Source organism: Bacillus swezeyi (assembly GCF_030908325.1).
GTDB lineage: Bacteria > Bacillota > Bacilli > Bacillales > Bacillaceae > Bacillus > Bacillus swezeyi.
Map to the genome: position 1 here is coordinate 3,795,343 of NZ_CP133085.1, position 20,532 is coordinate 3,815,874.

The window sequence follows — 20,532 nt, forward strand, 5'->3', positions numbered from 1 at the left end:
AATTGATGTCTTTCCCTTTTAGCTAGTCCACTCCCGGGCGAGTTCAAAGATTCATTAGACTGCGTCGCACCAACCCGCAGCTCTCTTTGCCAATGATGGTCTTTTACTGCTCCCGTTCTTCGTGTTTTCTCTGCCTGAAAATATATTCATATAATATACGTTCTTATTTTCACTTTGTCAATACGAAAAAGTGTAACTAAATTTTAAAATTTAAATTTTTCTTTATTTTCAAGGAGAATTGCCTTTTCTATTAAGAAATGCAAGAGGATAAGAGCACAACTTTATCTTACTTAGAGAGTTTAAGATCGAAGAATGAAGAAAAAATCAGCAAATATCCTCCGAAAAAAATAGTTAAATTGAAATATTATTCAAACTTTACAAAATATTTTAACGATGATAGAGTGTGAACCGAATCATGATATCAGCTAAAGGAGGAAAAAACATGAGAAGACTTTCGTTAATGGTGATCTTGTCCGTTTTGACCCTCGTCTTCAGTTCATCATCAGTCAGCTTTGCAAAGGACATTCCCGAAAATAGGTATACTTCGCCTACGGATGCCGAATTTAGCCAGATTGAACAAATCTTACAGGACGCTGATGTCCAAACCGACAATTTGCAGAAGGAGTATGGGGTGATTGTCAATGACCCTTCCGAAAAAGTCGGCATCATTTCAGACATCCCTGCTGAAAAAGATGACTGGAGCCATGTCAGCTTCAATTCATACTATGTCGACCTCAGCAGCGGCACATTAATCGCTGAAGTGCAATTTCATTTTAAACAAAACGATGACGGTACTTCTGAGACCGAATACAAAAATCTAACGAATGGCGGAAAGTATTTCGTCAAACTTGATAAAGACGGAAATGTAATCGATGAAGAAACAGTCGGCGACATGTCGATTTTATGGAAATATTAACCTACTGAATGCTCCCTTTTAAAAACGCCCTTTTACGGGGCGTTTTTTGCATCGATACATATTTTTAGAAAGCATTAAATTTTCGTGTCCATGGTCATTCAATGCTTTCTTTTGAAGAAAATGTCGAGCTTGATGACACCTCGGATTCATGATCGGACAGGTTATTGCGATGTCAAAGCACAGGCGATCATCCTTCTCTGTATAGGGGGATATCATCTTCATTTAAGCACATTTTTTCGGCTCCTGATTCGACAGTTGCTGAAAAAACCCTGAAACATTTTTTCAGGGTTTTTGATGATGGAGCTCTATGATACATTCTGTCTCCCTGTGTCATCCAAAAAAATATCTTCAAGCGATGGTTCATCGACATGAATCCTGTAAATACCCACTTTGCAGTTGGTTAGTACTCTGACGATGGCAGGGATTTTGTCTTCTGAATTCACGACGATCGAAAGCTCATTGCCCCGAAATTCAACCTGTTCGCCGGCGGATTCTAAAAAACCGTTGATCAGACTGTAATGCTGTTCAGGAATATCCGAATGCCGGATCTGAACCGTAATGTTTGACATGAAGTGTTTCCTTAATTCACCAAGCGTACCTTCTTTTAGAATACTGCCATTCTTCATAATGGCAATCCTTGTACACATTTTCTCGATCTCATTCAAATTATGGGATGTCATAAAGATCGTCTTTCCTTCTTTTTGCAGATCCATAATCAGTTTTTGTATGTACAGACCCGATTCGGCATCAATACCGGATGTCGGTTCATCCAAAAAGATTAATTCAGGATCATGAATGATCGCTTGGGCAATGCCTAGCTTTTTCTTCATGCCAAATGAATATGCGCCCGCTTTTTTATCGGCATGCTCCAGCAGTCCGACTCTTTCTAAAACGGCTTTGCACTGCGTTGTTGATACGCTTTGGCCGTTTAGCTTGGCGAAATATTTTAAGTGCCCGACCGCCGTCAGTGAATCATAAAGGGTTGAATAATCCGGGAGCACCCCTATGCGATGCTTCACTTTTTCAATCGAAGATTCGTTTAATAAGCGAAAGCTTCCTGCAGATGGCTGAATGATTCCTGTGATCATATTAATAAATGTTGATTTTCCCGCCCCATTGCGGCCCAGGAATCCGTAAATCTCGCCTTTTTTCACCTGAAGATCAACATGATCGACGACCGTTGTGGCGCCGTAGCTTTTCATCAGTCCGTTTGCCTCGATCACCATCTCCATTATAAATCTCTCCTTTTAAATAAAACGATTGCTCCGAACAAGACCGCGAGTGCGTAAATCAAGTCGATAAGGATGAAATAGCTTCCAAGATCAGCGTAATAGTAAGGTGTAACATATTTAAACGAGCTGATCATGACATTTTCAGAGTTGATAGCCCAAAAGCTGAAAACGGGAAAGAAAAGGGCAAATACAATTCCGAAAAATATGGACATAGCAGGCTTGGAAAAAATAACGGAAAATAGCAGATTTAAAGCAATTGCAGCTGCAAGAAATGCCATACATTCAACAGCTCCGAACCAAAAAAATGTTCTGGAAACCATCATAACCAATAGGAAAGACGCTGTCATACAAATGATCCAAAACAACCAGACTCCTAAAAATTTCCCCACTATAATCTTGGTGTGCGAGGTTTTCGTCACAAGAAATCTAATGGTTCGCGAATTGACTTCCCGGTTGATCATATCATGGGATAATCCCGAAATGATCAGAAAACCAAACAGAAAGACGATGACGGCTATTCCGGCTTCGTTCGGGTTATCACCCAAACCCAAATCGCGAATAAGATCGGCCGGTGCGTTTTCGATGAGTTCCGCAACTTTATAGCTCACCCAAAAAATAATAATCATGATAATAATTGATTTGATACTTTTAAAAAGACTTTTAAATTCATTCAGACAGATGGCCCACATGACGTGTCACTCCTTCACTACCTTCCATTATAGGGAGTGAACATTATCGGGAAATAATCATATCCTTAACTTTACCTTAAATCGTTGAACTTCCCCTATACTGGAAGATGTATCATAGCAGAGACTAACCTAAAAGAAGGAAATTAAATTTGTTTAAAATCAGCGAGTTCTCCAAGCTGAGCCAAGTCCCTGTAAACCCTGCGCTACCATGATCAAATGGGATTGTTAAAACCGACTCATACTGATGCAGAAACAGACTGCCGTTACCTTACGGCATATCAGCTTTTTCCATTGAATCGTATTTAGGCCTTTAAAGAGCTGGGGTTCACACTTTAACAGATTGGCCATCTCTTGGATGAAGATGTTTCAACGGATCAGAATCGCGCGGCATGTTTCGGCTGAAAAAAGCCGAGATTCAGACGCTGCTGGAAGAGGAGCAGGCATCCCTGCAATGGATAGAAGAACGGCTTGAACAGGTAGAAAAGGAAGGACGTTTTGTAACAGAGTTCGAGGTCGTTCTCGAAAAGCATGGGGCTGGTTTCTTTGCGACAACAGACTTCACTGAGGCGAATTCCCGCTCTCTTCGAACAGTTGAATGTTCAATTGGTGAATATATCAACATCTTCACTTCCTCAGGATCGTTCTTTGGCATGGTTGTGAAGAATGTGAGGATGAAATTGATTTAGAAGCAGGCTATCTGATCAAACGGCCACTTTCTGCACACCTGCATAACGGTCGGAAGTCCCTATGATGGCGGCTCTATTGCACCGTTGCCGCCCGTCAAGCCCTTGCAACGCAAGTGCTCATTTAGCCGGTTGGGATTGAACAAAAAGGTATCGAATGAAGAAAAATGCACCGCTCCGCGAAGTGTTTTTTCATCCCGACCATGAACATTCAAATGACTGTATAGCGGAAGTGCAAATTCCCGTTGAAAAAAAACAGGTTTTCCACCCACTATCAAGAAAGGGATTCGAAACAAATCATGACGGAATTGAATATCCCAGTGACAATCCAGGACGAAACGGTGCTGCCGGTTATTCCAAGGAGCTGAGCATATTAAACATACCTTCAGAGGATAGAACACTCTGAAGGTATGTTTCTAGCGGTCTGTTACGACAATATAAGCCGCTTTAACAGGGCCATGGACGCCGACAACCAGATCCATTTCAATATCGGCTGAATTGCTTGGTCCTGTTATATAGTTGATGCATGACGGGATGACTTCTCCGTCTGCAATCTTTTGTTTGATGATTCCGCTTGCCTGTGTCATTCTCGGAACGATCGAGCTTTTTGGAACGATCGCAATGTATGTCGTTGGCAGCAAGCTGACAGAACGCCCTTTGTCTTTTGAACTGAAAAGGACGACCGTTCCCGATTCTGCCAGAGTGATTTCGCTGAAGGTAATGCCGATGTTTGCCTGTTCGGCGTGCTGAATATTTTCCTCTCCCGCAGCGGCATTCCATTCCCATACCTTAGTGCCTTCATTCGGCCATCTGTCTGTTAAAAGGCTTGACAGTCCGTACTCTTGAAAACGGTTATCTTTTGGAACAATGACAGGTCCGCCTCCAAATCGCGATGCTTGTTCATACAAGGCATCATGCAGGCCGATGGCGTCTGTTTCAATCAGTTCTGTATGAATCTTCAGGCAGTGCTCTTTTAAGACGCCGACCAGCTCATCTTGCGTATAGCCTTGGTACACCCGGTGCTGCGGCTGATGGGCGTAATCGGGAACAGAGACGCCGGCTGACCGCCTATCTCGGCCGAGCCTTTCCGCAATCCGGTTTAAAAAGCTGTCTTTGTTTTGGATTGTTCCGTTTGTCATCTGTCTTCCCCCTTATCGTTCTGTCTGTCCTGAAACCAGTCGCGGAACCTAGACCCATTCGGTGCGGGGAAATCGCGAATTTGCGTCCATTGTTTTAACGGACCCGGCCCCTTCGTAATTTTTTCACCGTCTTTAAACGGCTTCATCGCTGCCGGAGCCCATTTCGAGCCCATTTTGTAAAGGGACGGCGTAGAAGTCCCCAATCCGAACGCCTTCATCGCCAGCTTTTCTGAAATCGGTGCGCGCCCTTCTTTTTCGACGATGCGCTGCCTATGTTTTAAGAGCAGCTCATGAAGCGGAATTTTAACCGGACACGCTTCCGTGCAGGCGGCACATAATGAAGAAGCGTAAGGCAGCTCCTTGTAATCGTCATACCCTCCGAGAAGCGGCGATAATACCGCCCCGATGGGACCGGAATAAATCGAGCCGTAAGAATGGCCGCCGACATGGCGGTAGACCGGACAGACATTGATGCAGGCCGCACAGCGGATGCACTGAAGGACGGATTGAAATTCGGTTCCGAGAATCTTCGAACGCCCGTTATCAACGATAACGAGATGGAATTCCTCCGGTCCGTCTGCTTCATCTGGCAGTTTCGGCCCCGTCAAAGCTGTGATATAGCTTGTCAGCCGCTGGCCGACCGCGCTTCTGGTCAGCATTCCGACAAGAACTTCAAATTCGTCGAATGATGGGACGATCCGTTCCATTCCCATCACGGTGATCTGTGTTTTCGGAATGGTCGTCACAAGGCGTCCGTTTCCCTCATTTGTGACGAGGCTGACAGACCCTGTATCGGCAATTGCAAAATTGCAGCCTGTAATGCCGATGTCCGCCTCCAAAAACTTCTTCCTGAGCACGGCTCGTGCGTGCATGACGAGCTCCTCAGGCTGTTCCGTTTTGCGATAGCCGATCCGTTCTTTAAATACGTCGCGGATCTGTTCTTTGTTTTTATGCAGCGCCGGGGCGACGATATGTGATGGCGGATCATGGTCGTCAATCTGGAGGATGTACTCTCCCAAATCGGTTTCGACCACTTCACAGCCTTCGCTTTCAAGCGCTTCATTCATATTGATTTCTTCCGTGACCATCGACTTTGATTTCACAATTTTTTTGCCGTTTTTCTTTTTCACGACATCGCGGATGTAGCCTGCTGCTTCCTCGGCCGTCTCAGCAAAAAAAACGTGCCCGCCTTTTTTGGCGACATTTTCGGCGAGCTGTTCGAGATAATAGTCAAGGTTCGCCAGCACGTGCTGCCTGATTTCTTCGGCAAGCGACCGCCATTCTTCCCAGTTTCCGAGCTCTTCCGCCGCCTCGAGCCGCCTCGCTCTTAGACGCTCTTGGGCGCTTGAGACGGCTCCCCTCATAAACTCATTTTCAAGCCCTTCTGATACGCGTTCTTTAAATTTTTGTGTTCCGATCTTCATCGCCATGACCATCTTCCCCCTCTATCTGTTAAATGACCGGATGTCTGTTATCTGCTGTTTAAAACCTCTGCAATGTGCATGACTTGTATCGGCTTTTCTTTCCTGCCGATTCGCCCCCCAATATTCATCAAACAGCCGCAGTCCGCCCCGATCAACACATCTGCACCCGTGTCTTCAACACAAGCCACTTTTTCATCGACCATCTGCTCGGATATTTGCGACATTTTCACCGAAAATGTCCCCCCAAATCCGCAGCAATCATGCTTGCGCTCTAGCGGCACGAATTCCAGCCCTTTCACATGGCTGAGCAGTTTCATCGGTGTGTCTGCCACGCCCAGAAGCCTTGTCATGTGGCATGAGGTATGATAAGTTGCCTTTTTCTCCAACTGTGCCCCTACGTCTTCTATCTTCAATACATTGACGATAAAGTCTGTCAGCTCATACGTTTTATCAGCCAGCCGCTGCGCTTTGTCCGCCCAGGCAGGCTCATCCCGGAAAAGGTGCGGGTATTCTTTAAACATAAAAGCGCAGGATCCTGAAGGGCTGACGACATATTCAGCGGATTCAAACGTTTCAATCATGCGCCTCATCGCTTTTTTCGAGTCTTTGACATAGCCGCTGTTGTAGGCAGGCTGTCCGCAGCAGATCTGGCCTTCGGGAAAATCCACTTCACACCCCAGCCGTTCCAGCAGTTCAACGGTTGCCTTTCCGACATTCGTCTGAAACATGTCAACCAAACACGTGATAAACAGTGAAACTTTCATCTTGATCCCCTCTCCCGACCTAAGATAATCAGGTCATCTGATGACTTGGTTAAAAAACCCTCTTTCTCCATCTTACAACTTGTGAACATTTTTTGAAAGGGGTTTCTTTTTGGTTTTCACTCAGTCATGCCTATGAAAAGCAGGACGCCGCTGCTTTTCAAATGGCTGTTTCATCGGCTTGTTTAGTTTCTTCAAAGTAGGCGGCCAGCACCTTTTCCACGTTTGTCAAATGATCAAGCATGGCTTTTTCCGCTTTTTGGCCGTCCCGTTCCTTCACGGCCTGATAGATGGCTTCATGCTCCTCATAAAGGCGTTGAACAGATGTTTTTTTGGAAAACAGCCAGATTTTGCGCGTTTCTCTCATCGTTTCAATCAAAAGGGATGAAACATGATTCATCAGGCCTTTTAACAGATCATTTTGCGATGCCCCGGCTAGCGCCAAATGAAAGGCAAGATCGGCTTTTTCGCCAAGCTCTCCGTTCCCGTCCGCCTGTTTCATATCTTGAAGCGCCGTACGCATGTGTTCCAAGTCTTCTTCCGTGCGTTTTTGAGCCGCTCCGGAAACAGCGCCGATTTCAAGAATTTTGCGCACTTCAAGGAGCTCGGCGACATCCTTCTTTTTCATCAGCAGGGCAGCGGAAAGAGGAATCGAGACTTGATCGGACTCAAACCTCTTGACATAGGTGCCTTCTCCCTGCCTCATTTCCACCATCCCCATCGCTTTCAAAGCGGACAGCGCTTCCCTGACTGCTGAGCGGCTGACTTGAAAGCTCTCCGCAAGCAATTGGACGGAGTCAAGCTTCTCACCCGGCTGAATCTCTCCGTTTTTAATCGATTCAAGAAGGGCTTCTGCCACTTCTTCATATATTTTTTTCGTCTTGATTTGTTTATATTTCAATTTTTTTCACCTCTTAAACAGACTGGGCTTGATGCATCATTCTTCTTATTATACCGTTCTTTGCGTCCGGAACATATAGCAGGAAGTCATACAAAAAAAGATTGTAATTTATGACATTGAGAAATATAATGCTAAATGATCGGTCTTATCATCATGTCATCTGATGATTAGAAACAAAGGGGGAATTGAAGATGGGATGGACACAGGTGTATACACCGCTGGGGAATAGCTTACCGCTATCTTCACTCGCAGCGCTTATTCCGATTTTGTATTTCTTTTGGGCTTTGGCCATCAAACGAATGAAAGGGCATACAGCCGGGTTGACGACTTTGCTGATTGCATTGGTGCTGGCTGTTTTCGTTTACGGAATGCCGGCCGAAAAAGCCGTGATGTCGGCGTCGCAAGGTGCAGTATACGGACTTTTGCCAATCGGCTGGATTATTATCACATCGGTTTTTTTGTACAAGCTTACGGTCAAAACCGGACAATTTGAAGTGATTCGCAGTTCCGTTCTGTCAATCACTGATGACCGGCGCCTGCAGGCACTTTTGATAGCGTTTTCATTCGGGGCGTTTTTAGAAGGGGCGGCAGGCTTTGGCGCACCGGTCGCCATATCCGCTGCATTGCTTGCAGGACTTGGGTTCAACCCTTTATATGCGGCAGGCATCTGTTTAATCGCCAATACGGCGCCGGTCGCCTTCGGTGCGATCGGGATTCCGATTATTGCGGTTGAAGGGCCGACCGGCATTCCGGCGATGGAGATTTCAAAAATGGTCGGACGCCAGCTGCCGTTTTTATCTGTTTTTATTCCATTTTATTTGATCGTGATCATGAGCGGATTCAGAAGATCTTTGGAAGTGCTGCCGGCGATTTTAGTGTCAGGCGTTTCGTTTGCTGTGACCCAGTATCTCAGCTCGAACTTTTTAGGACCCGAGCTTCCGGATATTTTATCAGCGATCGTTTCACTTGTTGCACTTTCCGTTTTCTTAAAATTCTGGAAGCCGAAAACGACATTCAAATTTCCGCACGAGAAGGAAGCAGCTGCCGCAGCCGAGGCGGAACAGCCTGAATATCGGCAAGGTGCATATTCTGCAGGGCGGATTTTCAAGGCGTGGACACCGTTTTTATTGCTGACCGCAATGGTTTCCCTTTGGGGAATTCCCGCTGTGAAACAGGCGCTGACCGGACATTATGAAGGGTCAAATCCATTGCTGATTGTTTTAAATGAAGCCGGCAGCCGGCTGTCATTCGCGCCGGGTGTGCCTTTTTTGCATAATCAAATACTGGACTCATCAGGAAAACCGATCGAGGCTCTTTATAAACTCGAATTGCTAGGATCAGCAGGGACGGCTATACTGATTGCAGCTGTACTGACAAAGTTTGTGACGGCCATTGCCTGGAAAGATTGGGGCGTTGTGCTGATAGATACGCTGAAGGAGCTGAGAAAGCCGGTATTGACGATTGCTTCTGTCGTCGGCTTTGCCTATGTCACCAACTCTTCGGGCATGAGTACGACCCTCGGCATGTCACTGGCGATGACGGGTGCGATGTTTTCGTTTTTCTCTCCTGTTCTTGGCTGGCTCGGCGTATTTATTACAGGTTCTGACACGTCCGCAAATTTGTTGTTCGGCAGTCTGCAAAAAGTCACCGCAACATCGGTCGGAATGGAACCGGTGCTGTCTGTAGCAGCCAATTCTTCCGGCGGTGTCACAGGAAAAATGATTTCTCCGCAATCCATTGCGGTCGCCTGTGCAGCTGTCGGTCTAGCGGGGAAAGAGTCGGACTTGCTCCGCTTTACACTGAAGCATAGCTTATTTCTCTTATTCTTGGTTTGTATGATCACATTCCTGCAGCATCATGTGTTTTCATGGATGATTCCGTAAAAAAGGGCCGCCGGCACTGCCGGTCGGCCTTTATTCATATCGTTTTCTGATGGATGAAGGCAGAATGTTGAGCTGGTCTCTGTATTTGGCAACTGTTCGCCTGGAGATGACGACACCGTGCTTTTCATTTAACAAATCGGCCAGCTTCTGGTCCGAAAGCGGTTTCATTTTATTTTCTTCTTCGATCAGACGGCGAAGATGCGCTTTGACTGCATGACTTGACGTATGACCGTCAGAGGCATCTTTTACTTTTGCTGAAAAAAACCGCTTGAGCTCGCATAGCTCATAAGGCGTTTGCACAAACTTCCCTTTCACCGCCCGGCTCACCGTGGATTCATGAATGCCGAGGGCATCGGCGATTTCTTTTAATGTCAGAGGCTGAATTTCATTTTTTCCTTTTAGAAAATAATCTTTTTGCCGAACGATGATTTCCCCCATGACCCTGCTCATCGTTTCCCTTCTTTGTTTAAGGGCATTGTCAAGCCATTTCCACTGCCTGTATTTATCGGATATAAAGGCGGAGGCGTCATCATTCGCCCGTCTCTCTAAAAACGGCTCATAAAACGCATTAAGCTGGATGTCCGGAAAAGAACGGCTGCTGAGTTCAAGCATCAATTTTCCGTCCTGAATGAAAATGATCAAGTCAGGTTCAATGTAGACGTCCCGCTCCCCAGCGTCATAAAGCAAGCCAGGCCTCGGCGTCAGTCCGGTGATAAGATCCTGAATATCCTGAAGCTCTAAAAGGGAGAGACCCGCTGCGGCAGAAAGCTCTTTCCATGCTTTGTTAGCGAAAAGTTCGAAATAGCTGGACATGACTTTTTCCGCATCTGCCGTTTGTTTTGGGAGCCGCCTCAATTGAATAAGGATGCATTCCTTGAGGGATCGCGCTCCTATTCCGGCAGGTTCAAGCGTCTGCAGTTTTGCCAGGACTGTTTCGACTTCCTCGCTTGGCACAGACAGTGCGGAGGCGATAAAGGACAGCTTTTCTGTCACATATCCGTTTGAATCAATCGATTCAGCCAAATAGCTGAATATGCGCTTCTCCCGATCTGACAAATGCAAATCGAGCGCCTGCCGTTTTAAAGCGCTTTTTAAATCCTCATGCGTCGTTCCGGCAGGAAGCGGATATTCTCTTTGTAAATGCTGATTGGTTTTATGGTAAAATGATCGTGGAATATCGGGGTCTTTCCGTTCGATAAGAGGGTTTTCCAGTGAGAGTTCATCAATCCGGCTGTTAAGCTCAGCCGAAGTATACTGCAGCATATTAATGGCTTGTGTAAGCCCCTGTGTCAAGTGAAGTTTTACCGTTTGCTGCTGCTGCACATTCAAGTTCATCATTTCTCCCCCTCCCATTATTAGTTTACACGATCGATTCCGTACCGTATAGACATAAAAAGGAGTGTTTTCCATTGTCAGAACTTTTTTCTGTGCCTTATTTCATAGACAATTTTAAAACCCATATTGAAATGAATCCAAATGAGGACAAGGTGCATGCGATGAACAGCTATTACCGCTCCGTCGTTTCAACGCTTGTTCAGGATCAGCTGACAAAAAATGCAGTCGTTTTAAAACGGATTCAGCATTTGGATGAGGCTTATAACAAAGTAAAACGTGAAGAAGCATAGCATGAAAAAAGCCGTCTGTTACGCATGAACAGGCGGCTTTTCTGTTTTTGTCCCGTCTTTTTGTATCAGCTTTGTATTCGGGATGTCTTTCATCCATGTATTGTAGTAGTTCGCGTTTTTTCCATAGGAGTTGTCGATTACGACGTTCTCCTTTTGCAGCAGGCACGATAAAATATGGCCGTGCAGCCTTGAAGTGACAACCGATTCATAACGGCTGAAAAAACGGATCGATTTGCTGACGAGAGAATCTGAATAACGTCTCCAATAAGAAGCGATCGGCAGCGGATTTCCCGCTTTTTTGTTGAGAATGTTTAAGGTTTGAAGCCGCTTGATGCCGCGCTTGTCTTTATCGGACAAAATCACGTTCCAGTCATATGTATCAGGCTCTCCTGCTGTCTGTAAAGTGCTGTTGGCTTCCTTATCCGTTCTGATCAATCGCAAAACAGATGCCGACGGGTTTTCAGAAGGTGCAATCGGCCAGAGCTGATGGGCCATATCCGGCATCATTCTCAGGTTTTTCAGCCCTTCGAAGCGTTCAGCAGCAAACTGGAATGACGCCTTTTCTCTTGCAAATAAATGAAGATCCTGATGAGCTGTTAAAATGTCCCGCGTTCGCTTGATATTTTCTTCATTTTCATAATAAATGGACTGCGGCAGAATCACGATCCGGTTGTCAGGATAGTGCTGGACAACACGCTCCCTGAATTGCTGGAAGTGGGGATACAAATCACCGAAGTTTCCTCCGCCCTGGCAGACAATAATCACATCCTTAGGAATGTTGCGGCCGGGAATGAAGTTTTCTGCGTTCCACCTTTCGCGCACCCGAATCCCGTACGCTTTAAAAAATGCTTCCGTTCCTTTCATGATCAGCAAATCGCCTACATTCCCGTAAAGGGGGTAGTCCAAATAAACGACTGACGAATGCCTCGGTATGACATCCAATATTTCTCCCAGCTTCTCTTTTAAGCTGTCCATGGAATATGTAATCGCCATGTTTAGCACCTCATTTATATTTAATCCGGTCGGCAAGCACCTGAATAACCCGGTCTTGTTCTTCTCGTGTCAGGCTTGATCCTGACGGGAGGCATAGTCCTCTGTGAAATAAATCATCGGCAACAGATCCGCTTTCATCATGCGGATAAAAGGCGGCGCCATTAAAAAGCGGCTGTCTGTGCAGAGGCTTCCATAACGGACGCGCTTCAATATTCTCGCCGGCAAGCTGTTCAATGATCTCCGCGGGCGATGTTTTAATCTTTTTTTCATCAAATGTTAATGTCGTCAGCCAGCGGTTCGACATGCCAAATTCAGGCATGAAGTCTACACCGTCCATTTCAGAGAGCGCCTCTTGATAGCGCTCGAAAATGGCGCGCCGGGCATTCACCCTGTCATCCAAAACTTGGAGCTGGGCAATGCCGATTCCGGCGAGCACATTGCTCAACCGGTAATTGTAGCCCGTTTTTTGGTGCTGATAATGGATCGCCGGCTCCCGCGCCTGGGTGGCTAAAAACCGCGCTCTTTTCAAAGCGTCTTCATCATCGCTGACAAGCATCCCCCCGCCTGAGGTCGTGATAATTTTATTGCCGTTGAACGAGTAAATGCCAAAGCGGCCAAACGTTCCGCTCTTTCTGCCTTTGTACACAGATCCTAGAGATTCTGCCGCATCTTCAATGACAGGCACCGCAAATCTGTCGCAAATCTCGATAATCTCATCCATTTTGGCGCTTTGCCCGTACAAATTGACAACGATGACCGCTTTCGGAAGATGTCTGGCCCGCTCCGCCTCGTCAAGCGCCCGTTCAAGCGCTTGAGGCGACATGTTCCATGTATCTCTTTCAGAATCAATAAACACCGGCTCGGCCTGCTCATACAAAATGGGGTTGGCGCTTGCGACAAATGTAAAAGAGGAACAAAATACAGTATCGCCTTTTCCAGCTCCCAATAACTTGAGTGCGAGATGAATCGCGGCTGTTCCCGAGCTGACGGCGGCCGCACCGGCCGTTCCGGCATAGGCGGCAAGTTTTTCTTCAAATGTATCGACCAGGGGGCCGAGTGGTGCGATCCAGTTTGTCCTGAAGGCTTCAGCTACATAGCGCTCTTCCTCTCCGCTCATATGCGGCGGCGATAAATAAATTCGCTTTTTCTGACTCATTTTTTTCACCCTTTTTACAACTGTGATTTGATTGTTCTTGCAGGAACTCCGACTGCTGTTGCATCATCTGGGATATCATCTATGATCGCTGCACCCGCTCCCGTCACGCTCCGGTGTCCGATCGTTTTCCCCGGGATAACGACCGTCCCCGCTCCGACATGCGCCCCGTCCATAACCGTCACGCCTCCGGTCAAAACCGTTCCCGGTGAAAGATGGACATAGTCGCCGATTTGATTGTCGTGTTCGACGATCGCACCTGTATTGACAATACTGTGCATACCGATACAGGCATCGGCTTGGATGACGCTGGCCGCCATTACAACAGATCCCCTTTCAATCCGGGCCGATCTGCTGACCGCAGCAGACGGATGAACCAGTACCGCATACCGTTCAAGGGGAAGGCCTAGGCTTTCAAATAACTTTTTTCGCAGATTATTTCTGCCGACGGCGATGATGAATTTCACATCAGGACACAAACGAATCAGTTCGTCTGCCGCGAATGAAGGTCCATGATAAACACCGTTTTCAATGTGAAGCGATTCAAACCGGTCATCGAGAATTCCGGCAAGCACTGTATCCGGACGCTCTTCAACGATATCCCGGATGACTTTGCCGTGGCCTCCGGCACCGATGATCACCATTCTTTGCATCAGGCATTCCTTCTCCCTGTAAATTTTTCCGTGGTCACGTGTCGATCTTGGCTGACGCCTTCCGATTTCAGCACTTTTCCGACTGTTAGCAAAAGGATTTTGATATCAAGCAAAAAAGACCGGTGATCCACATACCAGACATCGAGTTCAAATTTTTCTTCCCATGTCACTTTATTTCTCCCGTTAATTTGCGCCCAGCCCGTGATGCCCGGTCTGACTTCGTGGCGTCTCCACTGTCTTTTTGTGTAAAGGGGAATATACTCCATCAAAAGGGGACGGGGACCGACAAGGCTCAGGTCGCCCTTGATGACATTAATCAGCTGCGGCAGTTCATCCAGGCTCGTTTTTCTGATCAGCCTGCCCGTTTTTGTCAGCCGTTTTTCGTCGCTGAGCAGGTTTCCCGCTTCATCTCTTTCATCAGTCATCGTTCTAAACTTATATAGTGTAAAAGGTTCGCCGTTCAAGCCCGGACGGGTTTGGCGGAATAAGACAGGCGAGCCGATTTTCCACCTGATGAGACAAGCCGTGAAGATCATGGCCGGGCTGAGAGCAGCCAGCAAAATCACCGCGAATACAAGATCGAAAAAACGTTTAGCTATCATGAAAACCGCACCCCTTTCTTTTATTTGAAAAATCCCTTTTGAAAAGGGATTGATGCAGAAGACCGCAACGTCTTTAGCTTGGCTGAAACGGCAATCCGTTCATCTTTTGTAAGCATCACAAAATAAGCAAACAGCACATAAGCGCCCGTGGCCACCAGCCCCGTCATGATAAGAGAGAGCAGGCTGTCAACCGGAAAAAAGAATTGAATCGCAAAACAGACAGCCAAAGCAAATGAAGCCCCGGCAAGCGGAGCATAAATGCCTTTATAAAAGACCCGTTTTCTCTCGCCCGTTATTTTTGACGCATAAATCGGTGTGAAGACAACGTTTTTCAGCATTAAAGCAGCCGCGCCGGCAATCGCAATCCCGTAAAGACCCAATCCTGCCGGGCCGCTCAAAGCAATGGCGAGCAGCAAATTGACGGCACCGAAGGCAACCGTCGTCAGCGCCGGTGTTTTCAGCTTGTTATAGGCTGTAAAAATATAAAAAAGCGGCGCCGGGCTTAATGAAACCACCAAGTAACCGGCATGTATCAATAAGAGCCATTTTAAATGTTCAAATGAAGGCCCGAGCCAAAGCGTCAAAAACGGGCCGGCCAGCCCGCCGAGCAGCGCCGCCGGCAAAGCAAGCACGATTCCGTTAAATCTGACGGCCTGATTGGCGTAGCGGACAAGCCCCTCTTTGTCGCCTCTTGAATAATAGAGTGTAATCGTCGGTGAAAATACAGCGGCAAGCGTCCCCGACATCGTCCGGATTAAAAGCGGAAACTGAATAATCGCTGCATACATCCCGGATTCGGAAACCCCGAGCATGACATTGGCCACCATTAGATCGATTTGCAAAAAAAGAAGCACACCGATTTGGCTGATAGAACTCCATCCCCCTGCCTGCAGGAGCTTTCTGCACTTTTTAAACGACATATCCTTTATCCGAAACGAAAACCACGGAATTAATTTTTTAAAGAATATGATCGACAGAACACACGCCGAAACCGCAGCGATGAGAGCGGCAAGCTGGATGTGCCAGATTTTCGGCGCAAACCATGAGAAAATGCATAATACGCTCACCACGCGAATCAGCATTTGTACAGCCTGGATCGTGCTTGTAATATAAATTTTGTTGGCAAAAAACGGCCCGGCTGCAAATCCCGACATAAAAAAGGTTAATAAAAAAAGAAGACTGCCAATCAACAGCGCGGTCTGCACATCGCCTAAGAGGCCGGAGGGCACGCGAATGATCGAATCGATAAGAAACACCGTTCCAACGAGCGGCAAGAATAAAAAAACCGAAAGAGCAAGTGATGAGACAATATAAGTATTCATATAGCCTCTTGCTTCATCATGCGCTCCCCTGTGGGCTGACACGGAAAAGAACCTGACAACAACCGCACTCAGGGCGACCGTAATAATCGAAAAATAGTTGATCATATTTTGTGTTAAATGAACGAACCCGAATGCTTCAACCCCGAGGTTTTTGATCACAAACGGCGTCAGCCACATCGAAAACAGCACGGATAATAAAAAAGACGCCATATTGGCGCCGAGATTCAAGATAAATGTCTTATTCAAAAGGCTCATCCCTTACTGGGCAGATTTCGTTTAAAAAACAATTCGAGCAGAATCGGAACATTCAGCTTGCATAACAATAAAACGAGCCGCTGCCCGGTTAATAGCTTAGTATTCCGAATGGATGTGGCTTTGACGCATGACTGCACCATCCGATAAGACAAAATGTCTTTTATATGCCGCCGCACCTGTTTTGAAGGCTTAGGTTCGGCGCAGGCATTGGCTAAAAGCATTGGAATTTGGTGTTTGCACATGTATGTTACAAGGTCGTCCGCACATTCATCCAGCAGCTGAAATGTCTCATAGAACCTCTTTTTCGCACGATATTGCCTGATCAGGCTTTCATCCATATACGGTTTATAAGGAACCTCTGTCAAGCTTTGCGGATTCCACCTGTACATGTAGTAGCCCTCGTCGATCGCTTTCACCCGTTTCGCGGCATAAAAAGCGTACAGATTAAACGGCGAATCTTCCGCAAAACGAATATCCTCATAAAAAAACAGCTGGTTTTGCTTCAGCAGATCGCGCCTGTACAAATTCCGCCACACATACCAGATAAACCGGGATTCGTGCGCCCTTTTCAGCTCATGTTTAATATCCCAGCTTAACAGCAGGCGGCCGGCCGGCAAAGGAGGCGGAAAATAGGCTTGTTCTGTGTCCGAATGTTTGTGAAAACCGCACATGACGATATCAAGATCGTCTTTTTTGGCTGCGCCGTACATGTTCTCAAACATTGCAGGCGCTACAAAATCATCCCCGTCGACAAAACCGATATAATCTCCTGTCGCGGCTTGAAGGCCCGCATTTCTTGCTGAGCTCAGCCCTCCGTTTTTTTTATGGATGACTTTGACTCTTGCGTCCTTTCCGCAGTACCTTCTGGCTATTTCCCCCGACCTGTCGGGAGAGCCGTCATCAACAAGGATGATTTCGATATTTCTCAAGGTCTGCCTGAGCAGAGAATTGACGCATTCCTCAATATAATCCTCGACATTGTACATTGGAACAATGATACTGACAAATGGCTTCATTGAATATCACCTATGATTTTCTGTCTTAGATCTTTAAAATAATGATCCCTTGATGGCATTTCTTTATATGATGAATCGTTTTTGATTAATTCTTCAATCGCAAGGAGAACCTCTGCCGTGTTCGGCTTCTCTACAAGCTTCATTGACGGAGCATCTTTCAGCCAGTGGAAGCCTTCAAGCACCTTGTGGTCAAAAGAGCGGATCACAACACAAGGAGTCCCTGTAATCGCGCAAAAGATCATGCCGTGCAGCCTGTCCGTGACGACCACCGCGGCACCTCCCAGCTGATCCCAAAGCTTATTCAGCTCGCTCTCACGCGAGACACGGCTGACCCTCTTGCCGATCGTCGTTGTAAAGGTTTTTGCTTCGCCATACTCATCATTGACCGCCTTCAGCAGTGTTTCCCGCTCTTCGGGTTTGAGAAAGCTTTCTTTATCGTCCCTTAAACAAATGAAAACACCGTCTCTTTCAGATTGCTGCTCTTTCTTTAAATAGAGCACCATATCAGGCTGTTTCAGAATCGTTTTGTTTGAGAAATGCTGTTTCATAAATTGATAGGTTGTATCATCACGCGCCATCATCAGCAGACGCGGATGAGAGTTGTAGATTTTTTTCGCCCTTTTTAATTCCTTTTGTCCGTAAGGCGTTCTGGAAAAATGGACAGTGGCCGGTAGCTGGACGATTTTATAGTGCTTAAATGTCTTAATAATGAAGCGCCTTGTCCATTCCTCATTTCTGTACAAATCCCCCATGTTGCCTCCGCCGATGATGAACACCATATCCTCGGGATGGCGGACGCGTCTCAGCGCTTTTGCATGTTTATAAATATCATTGATACCGATCTCAATGACTTCAAAATCGGCAAACTCATTTTCTATGAATGTCCGGCTTGCCAGGGCAATCGCATGATCCCCCAAATTATCATGAGAAGGAATTAAAGTCAGAATGATCTTTTTCTTGCCTTTATATTGGTCAAATCGCTTTAAACCCGGTGTACCCATCATATATTCCGAAGGATATTTCACCTTTAGCAGAAGCCATTCCGCAAGATTGATTTTCAATTCCTGAAAGGTCATTTCCTCACCGCCTATTTCTTCATTCTGTACTCGATCAATTTCTGATAGATAGCTGCGAATCCATACACGGCCGGAATAAGCCGGTAGCGAATCAGCAAAAGAAGCAGTTTCTTCTTTGAATCAAAAGCCGTCAGATCGACAGCGGGGATTTTCCCCCTGAATTCGGGACAAGTGCATATTCGGCGGATATTTTTATACTTCTCTGCCGAGGAACTTTTGTTCCGGCTCTTACATTCATTCAAAACGCTGATGCAGCCGTGGTTGACGATAAAAACATGAAGCGCTTCTTTTAAAGCCGGAAGCTCCCCGCGCTTTGTCAGACAATCCAGGTTTGCCTCATAAAGGGCAAGTCCGTCTTCAAACAGACCGGCCTGATATTTTTGGACAATCGATGATAAATGAACTCGGTAATGATAAAGCGGCTTCGGCAAAAACACCGCGGAATCAGCAAACAGCAGGCACCTGAAACTAAAATATTGATCTTCAATATTCTCGAGCTCCTCCCGAAGAGGAAAGACGAGCTGATGCTGTTCAATCAGGCTTCGTCTGTAAAGTTTATTCCAGGAAAAGCCGCTCACTCTGCCTTTCAGCAGGTCTGTGATGAATGCGTCCTTCGGCTTTCCGGCATAGTTTTTGGCTATGTCCGGATAGACCGTTTTTCCCGTATCCTGGATTTCCACGGCATAATCGCAGATGACGAGGTCGGCATCTTCAGCCTTCGCTTTTTCATACATGGATTGGCAATAGTCCGCTTCAATCCAGTCATCGGAATCGATGAACGCCAAGTACTCCCCTGATGCCGCTTCAATGCCTTTATTCCTTACCGCGCCGAGACCTTGATTTTCCTGGATGATCGTTTTGATGCGGCCGTCCTTTTTGGCAAAGTGGTTAATCATTTTCTGGCTTCCATCTGTCGAACCGTCATTGACGATGATGATTTCAATATTATTTAAGGTTTGGTTGATCAGCGATTGTAAACAATTCGGCAAAAAAGCTTCTGTATTATATACTGCGACCAGTAGACTAACTGCTGGGTTTTCCAATATGATTACTCCTTTGTCGGCATTTTTCACAAGACGGGATGATGATCCGCCGCGCCTTGTCGTCAACGTTCAAAAATCGTTCTGTACGGCAGCACCGAAGAATCAAACGGCATAAGCATAAAGCTGTATAAGAAATAGCAGATCAAAATCAAAACATATAGAAGCGCATTCGATTTCGGCTCAAAAATCCGCACAAAATAAGGAACGAGAATCAGCTGATAGAGCCCAAAATAGATGTTAAACCTCGCAAAAATGACATCCTTTGTCGCTAAAATCCCGAATAAAAAGCCGATCAGACAAAGGTTGACGATATAATCGACCTCAGGCCAGCGCTTTCGCAGCTGCTCCCTGAAGCAGAAAGCAAGCACAAGCGGGAGAAGAAGAACAATGATTTTAATCGAGTTCATTCCGTTTGAATTTCTCGTCAGCCACTCTTCATAGTGTCCGTATGAGCTGTTCTCAAGAACGACGAGAAATACGGAAAGAAATTTTTGATACAAGAAAGAACCTGCTAAAAATAATAGAGTGAGACAGCCCAGCACAGGCGACCACGCTTTTCTTCTGACAATGAAATAGACCGGAATCATGATCAATGCAGAAGAATGAAAAAGCGAACAGATCAGCACGATGATGGTGTAGCGCACCCAGTTTCCATTGATCAGGTATTTGACCGCCCAAAACAGAATGCCTGCCACCATATACTGGCGAATGCCATTAAATGAAGCATAGTAGTGAAACATGCCGATCAATAGAAACATGCTTAATTCAAACGGCCGTCCAAACATATAAAGCGTCTTCACGATAAAGATGTAAGTAATGGCCGCCACAGTGGCAAACATGATTTGCGGATCATGTGAGATCTGATTCAATAGCCATAAGAGCGCAGTAAATCCCGGATCAGTCGACGCTTTGGCCGTGCCGAACCCGAATATCTCCCATATATTTTCGTATTTAGCGGCTAATTCATAAAGCAGCATATACGTATGGTAATCTGTTCCGACCTTGTATCTTAGTCCGGCAACAATAATCAATGAAACAAGCGGCACGACCGTAAGAATCGCATTCGGACGATAGCCTGTCGGCAGCCTGTGATCTTCTCTGCCGTACATTTTTGCAAACCATGACCAGACAAAAACGACCCCCATATTCAACATATAGACAGCCAT

21 protein-coding genes and 1 other annotated feature (1 of these 22 only partly in view) are annotated in these 20,532 nt (G+C 46.2%); of the genes, 5 read left to right on the forward strand and 16 right to left on the reverse strand.

Going from position 1 to position 20,532, the window contains the following annotated elements; all coding sequences use genetic code 11:
• Positions 1-129: a binding site (T-box leader), on the reverse strand; it reaches 133 nt to the left of the window's first position.
• Positions 130-442: 313 nt separating this feature from the next.
• Positions 443-916 (forward strand): hypothetical protein, encoded by a 474-nt coding sequence (locus RBH91_RS18970; protein ID WP_307892539.1) that lies wholly within the window; start codon positions 443-445, stop codon positions 914-916.
• 305 nt (positions 917-1,221) lie between these two features.
• On the opposite strand, the gene RBH91_RS18975 is transcribed toward RBH91_RS18970, so the two are convergent.
• Entirely contained in the window at positions 1,222-2,148 is a 927-nt protein-coding gene (locus RBH91_RS18975; protein ID WP_307892540.1) for an ABC transporter ATP-binding protein, read from the reverse strand.
• On the reverse strand, positions 2,148-2,837 hold the full coding sequence (locus RBH91_RS18980; protein ID WP_307892541.1) for an ABC transporter permease subunit: 690 nt from the start codon (positions 2,835-2,837) through the stop codon (positions 2,148-2,150). Before RBH91_RS18980 ends, RBH91_RS18975 begins: the two co-directional genes overlap by 1 nt.
• 389 nt (positions 2,838-3,226) lie before the next feature.
• On the opposite strand from RBH91_RS18980, the gene RBH91_RS18985 reads away from it, so the two are divergent.
• Entirely contained in the window at positions 3,227-3,523 is a 297-nt protein-coding gene (locus RBH91_RS18985) for a hypothetical protein (protein ID WP_307892542.1), read from the forward strand.
• A gap of 154 nt (positions 3,524-3,677) precedes the next feature.
• Positions 3,678-3,926 (forward strand): hypothetical protein, encoded by a 249-nt coding sequence (locus RBH91_RS18990; RefSeq protein WP_307892543.1) that lies wholly within the window; start codon positions 3,678-3,680, stop codon positions 3,924-3,926.
• 10 nt (positions 3,927-3,936) lie between these two features.
• Here RBH91_RS18990 and RBH91_RS18995 read toward each other — a convergent pair whose 3' ends face one another.
• From RBH91_RS18995 to RBH91_RS19010, 4 genes are all read right to left on the reverse strand, one after another.
• On the reverse strand, positions 3,937-4,659 hold the full coding sequence (locus tag RBH91_RS18995; RefSeq protein ID WP_307892544.1) for a LutC/YkgG family protein: 723 nt from the start codon (positions 4,657-4,659) through the stop codon (positions 3,937-3,939).
• Complete coding sequence (locus RBH91_RS19000; RefSeq protein ID WP_307892545.1) at positions 4,656-6,089, reverse strand: LutB/LldF family L-lactate oxidation iron-sulfur protein; 1,434 nt, start codon at positions 6,087-6,089, stop codon at positions 4,656-4,658. The genes RBH91_RS18995 and RBH91_RS19000 overlap by 4 nt, the downstream gene beginning before the upstream one ends.
• A gap of 41 nt (positions 6,090-6,130) precedes the next feature.
• The gene (locus RBH91_RS19005) at positions 6,131-6,847 is read right to left on the reverse strand and encodes a (Fe-S)-binding protein (RefSeq protein ID WP_307892546.1); all 717 of its coding nucleotides are present in this window, start codon (positions 6,845-6,847) and stop codon (positions 6,131-6,133) included.
• A gap of 157 nt (positions 6,848-7,004) precedes the next feature.
• Positions 7,005-7,745: an L-lactate utilization/bacilysin biosynthesis transcriptional regulator LutR gene (locus RBH91_RS19010; RefSeq protein WP_307892547.1), complete on the reverse strand. Its 741-nt coding sequence runs from the start codon at positions 7,743-7,745 to the stop codon at positions 7,005-7,007.
• A 191-nt stretch (positions 7,746-7,936) separates the two neighbouring features.
• Here RBH91_RS19010 and lutP point away from each other — a divergent pair, with 191 nt between their 5' ends.
• Positions 7,937-9,628 (forward strand): L-lactate permease LutP, encoded by a 1,692-nt coding sequence (gene lutP, locus RBH91_RS19015; RefSeq protein WP_307892548.1) that lies wholly within the window; start codon positions 7,937-7,939, stop codon positions 9,626-9,628.
• A gap of 30 nt (positions 9,629-9,658) precedes the next feature.
• On the opposite strand, the gene rpoN is transcribed toward lutP, so the two are convergent.
• Entirely contained in the window at positions 9,659-10,963 is a 1,305-nt protein-coding gene (gene rpoN / locus RBH91_RS19020; RefSeq protein ID WP_307894797.1) for an RNA polymerase factor sigma-54, read from the reverse strand.
• Positions 10,964-11,037: 74 nt separating this feature from the next.
• Here rpoN and yvfG point away from each other — a divergent pair, with 74 nt between their 5' ends.
• Entirely contained in the window at positions 11,038-11,253 is a 216-nt protein-coding gene (yvfG, locus tag RBH91_RS19025) for a protein YvfG (RefSeq protein ID WP_076760881.1), read from the forward strand.
• 18 nt (positions 11,254-11,271) lie between these two features.
• Here the strand turns inward: yvfG and RBH91_RS19030 are convergent, their stop codons facing one another.
• The 9 genes from RBH91_RS19030 to RBH91_RS19070 all read right to left on the reverse strand — a co-directional run bounded on the left by RBH91_RS19030 (position 11,272) and on the right by RBH91_RS19070 (position 20,532).
• Positions 11,272-12,246, reverse strand: coding sequence for a polysaccharide pyruvyl transferase family protein (locus RBH91_RS19030; protein WP_307892549.1), 975 nt, complete (start codon positions 12,244-12,246; stop codon positions 11,272-11,274).
• Between the two features lie 10 nt (positions 12,247-12,256).
• Entirely contained in the window at positions 12,257-13,402 is a 1,146-nt protein-coding gene (locus RBH91_RS19035; RefSeq protein WP_307892550.1) for a DegT/DnrJ/EryC1/StrS family aminotransferase, read from the reverse strand.
• 14 nt (positions 13,403-13,416) lie between these two features.
• Positions 13,417-14,052 carry an acetyltransferase gene (locus RBH91_RS19040; protein WP_307892551.1) on the reverse strand — a complete coding sequence of 212 codons (636 nt, stop codon included), beginning with the start codon at positions 14,050-14,052 and terminating at the stop codon, positions 13,417-13,419.
• Positions 14,052-14,654 carry a sugar transferase gene (locus RBH91_RS19045; protein ID WP_307892552.1) on the reverse strand — a complete coding sequence of 201 codons (603 nt, stop codon included), beginning with the start codon at positions 14,652-14,654 and terminating at the stop codon, positions 14,052-14,054. Before RBH91_RS19045 ends, RBH91_RS19040 begins: the two co-directional genes overlap by 1 nt.
• Positions 14,655-14,674: 20 nt before the next feature.
• Complete coding sequence (locus RBH91_RS19050; RefSeq protein ID WP_307892553.1) at positions 14,675-16,231, reverse strand: MATE family efflux transporter; 1,557 nt, start codon at positions 16,229-16,231, stop codon at positions 14,675-14,677.
• Positions 16,228-17,247, reverse strand: a complete 1,020-nt coding sequence (locus tag RBH91_RS19055; protein WP_076760887.1) for a glycosyltransferase — start codon at positions 17,245-17,247, stop codon at positions 16,228-16,230. Before RBH91_RS19055 ends, RBH91_RS19050 begins: the two co-directional genes overlap by 4 nt.
• Positions 17,244-18,323, reverse strand: a complete 1,080-nt coding sequence (locus RBH91_RS19060; protein WP_307892554.1) for a polysaccharide pyruvyl transferase family protein — start codon at positions 18,321-18,323, stop codon at positions 17,244-17,246. The genes RBH91_RS19055 and RBH91_RS19060 overlap by 4 nt, the downstream gene beginning before the upstream one ends.
• 11 nt (positions 18,324-18,334) lie before the next feature.
• Positions 18,335-19,366, reverse strand: a complete 1,032-nt coding sequence (locus RBH91_RS19065; RefSeq protein ID WP_148956682.1) for a glycosyltransferase family 2 protein — start codon at positions 19,364-19,366, stop codon at positions 18,335-18,337.
• A gap of 62 nt (positions 19,367-19,428) precedes the next feature.
• On the reverse strand, positions 19,429-20,532 hold the full coding sequence (locus RBH91_RS19070; protein ID WP_307892555.1) for a biofilm exopolysaccharide biosynthesis protein EpsG: 1,104 nt from the start codon (positions 20,530-20,532) through the stop codon (positions 19,429-19,431).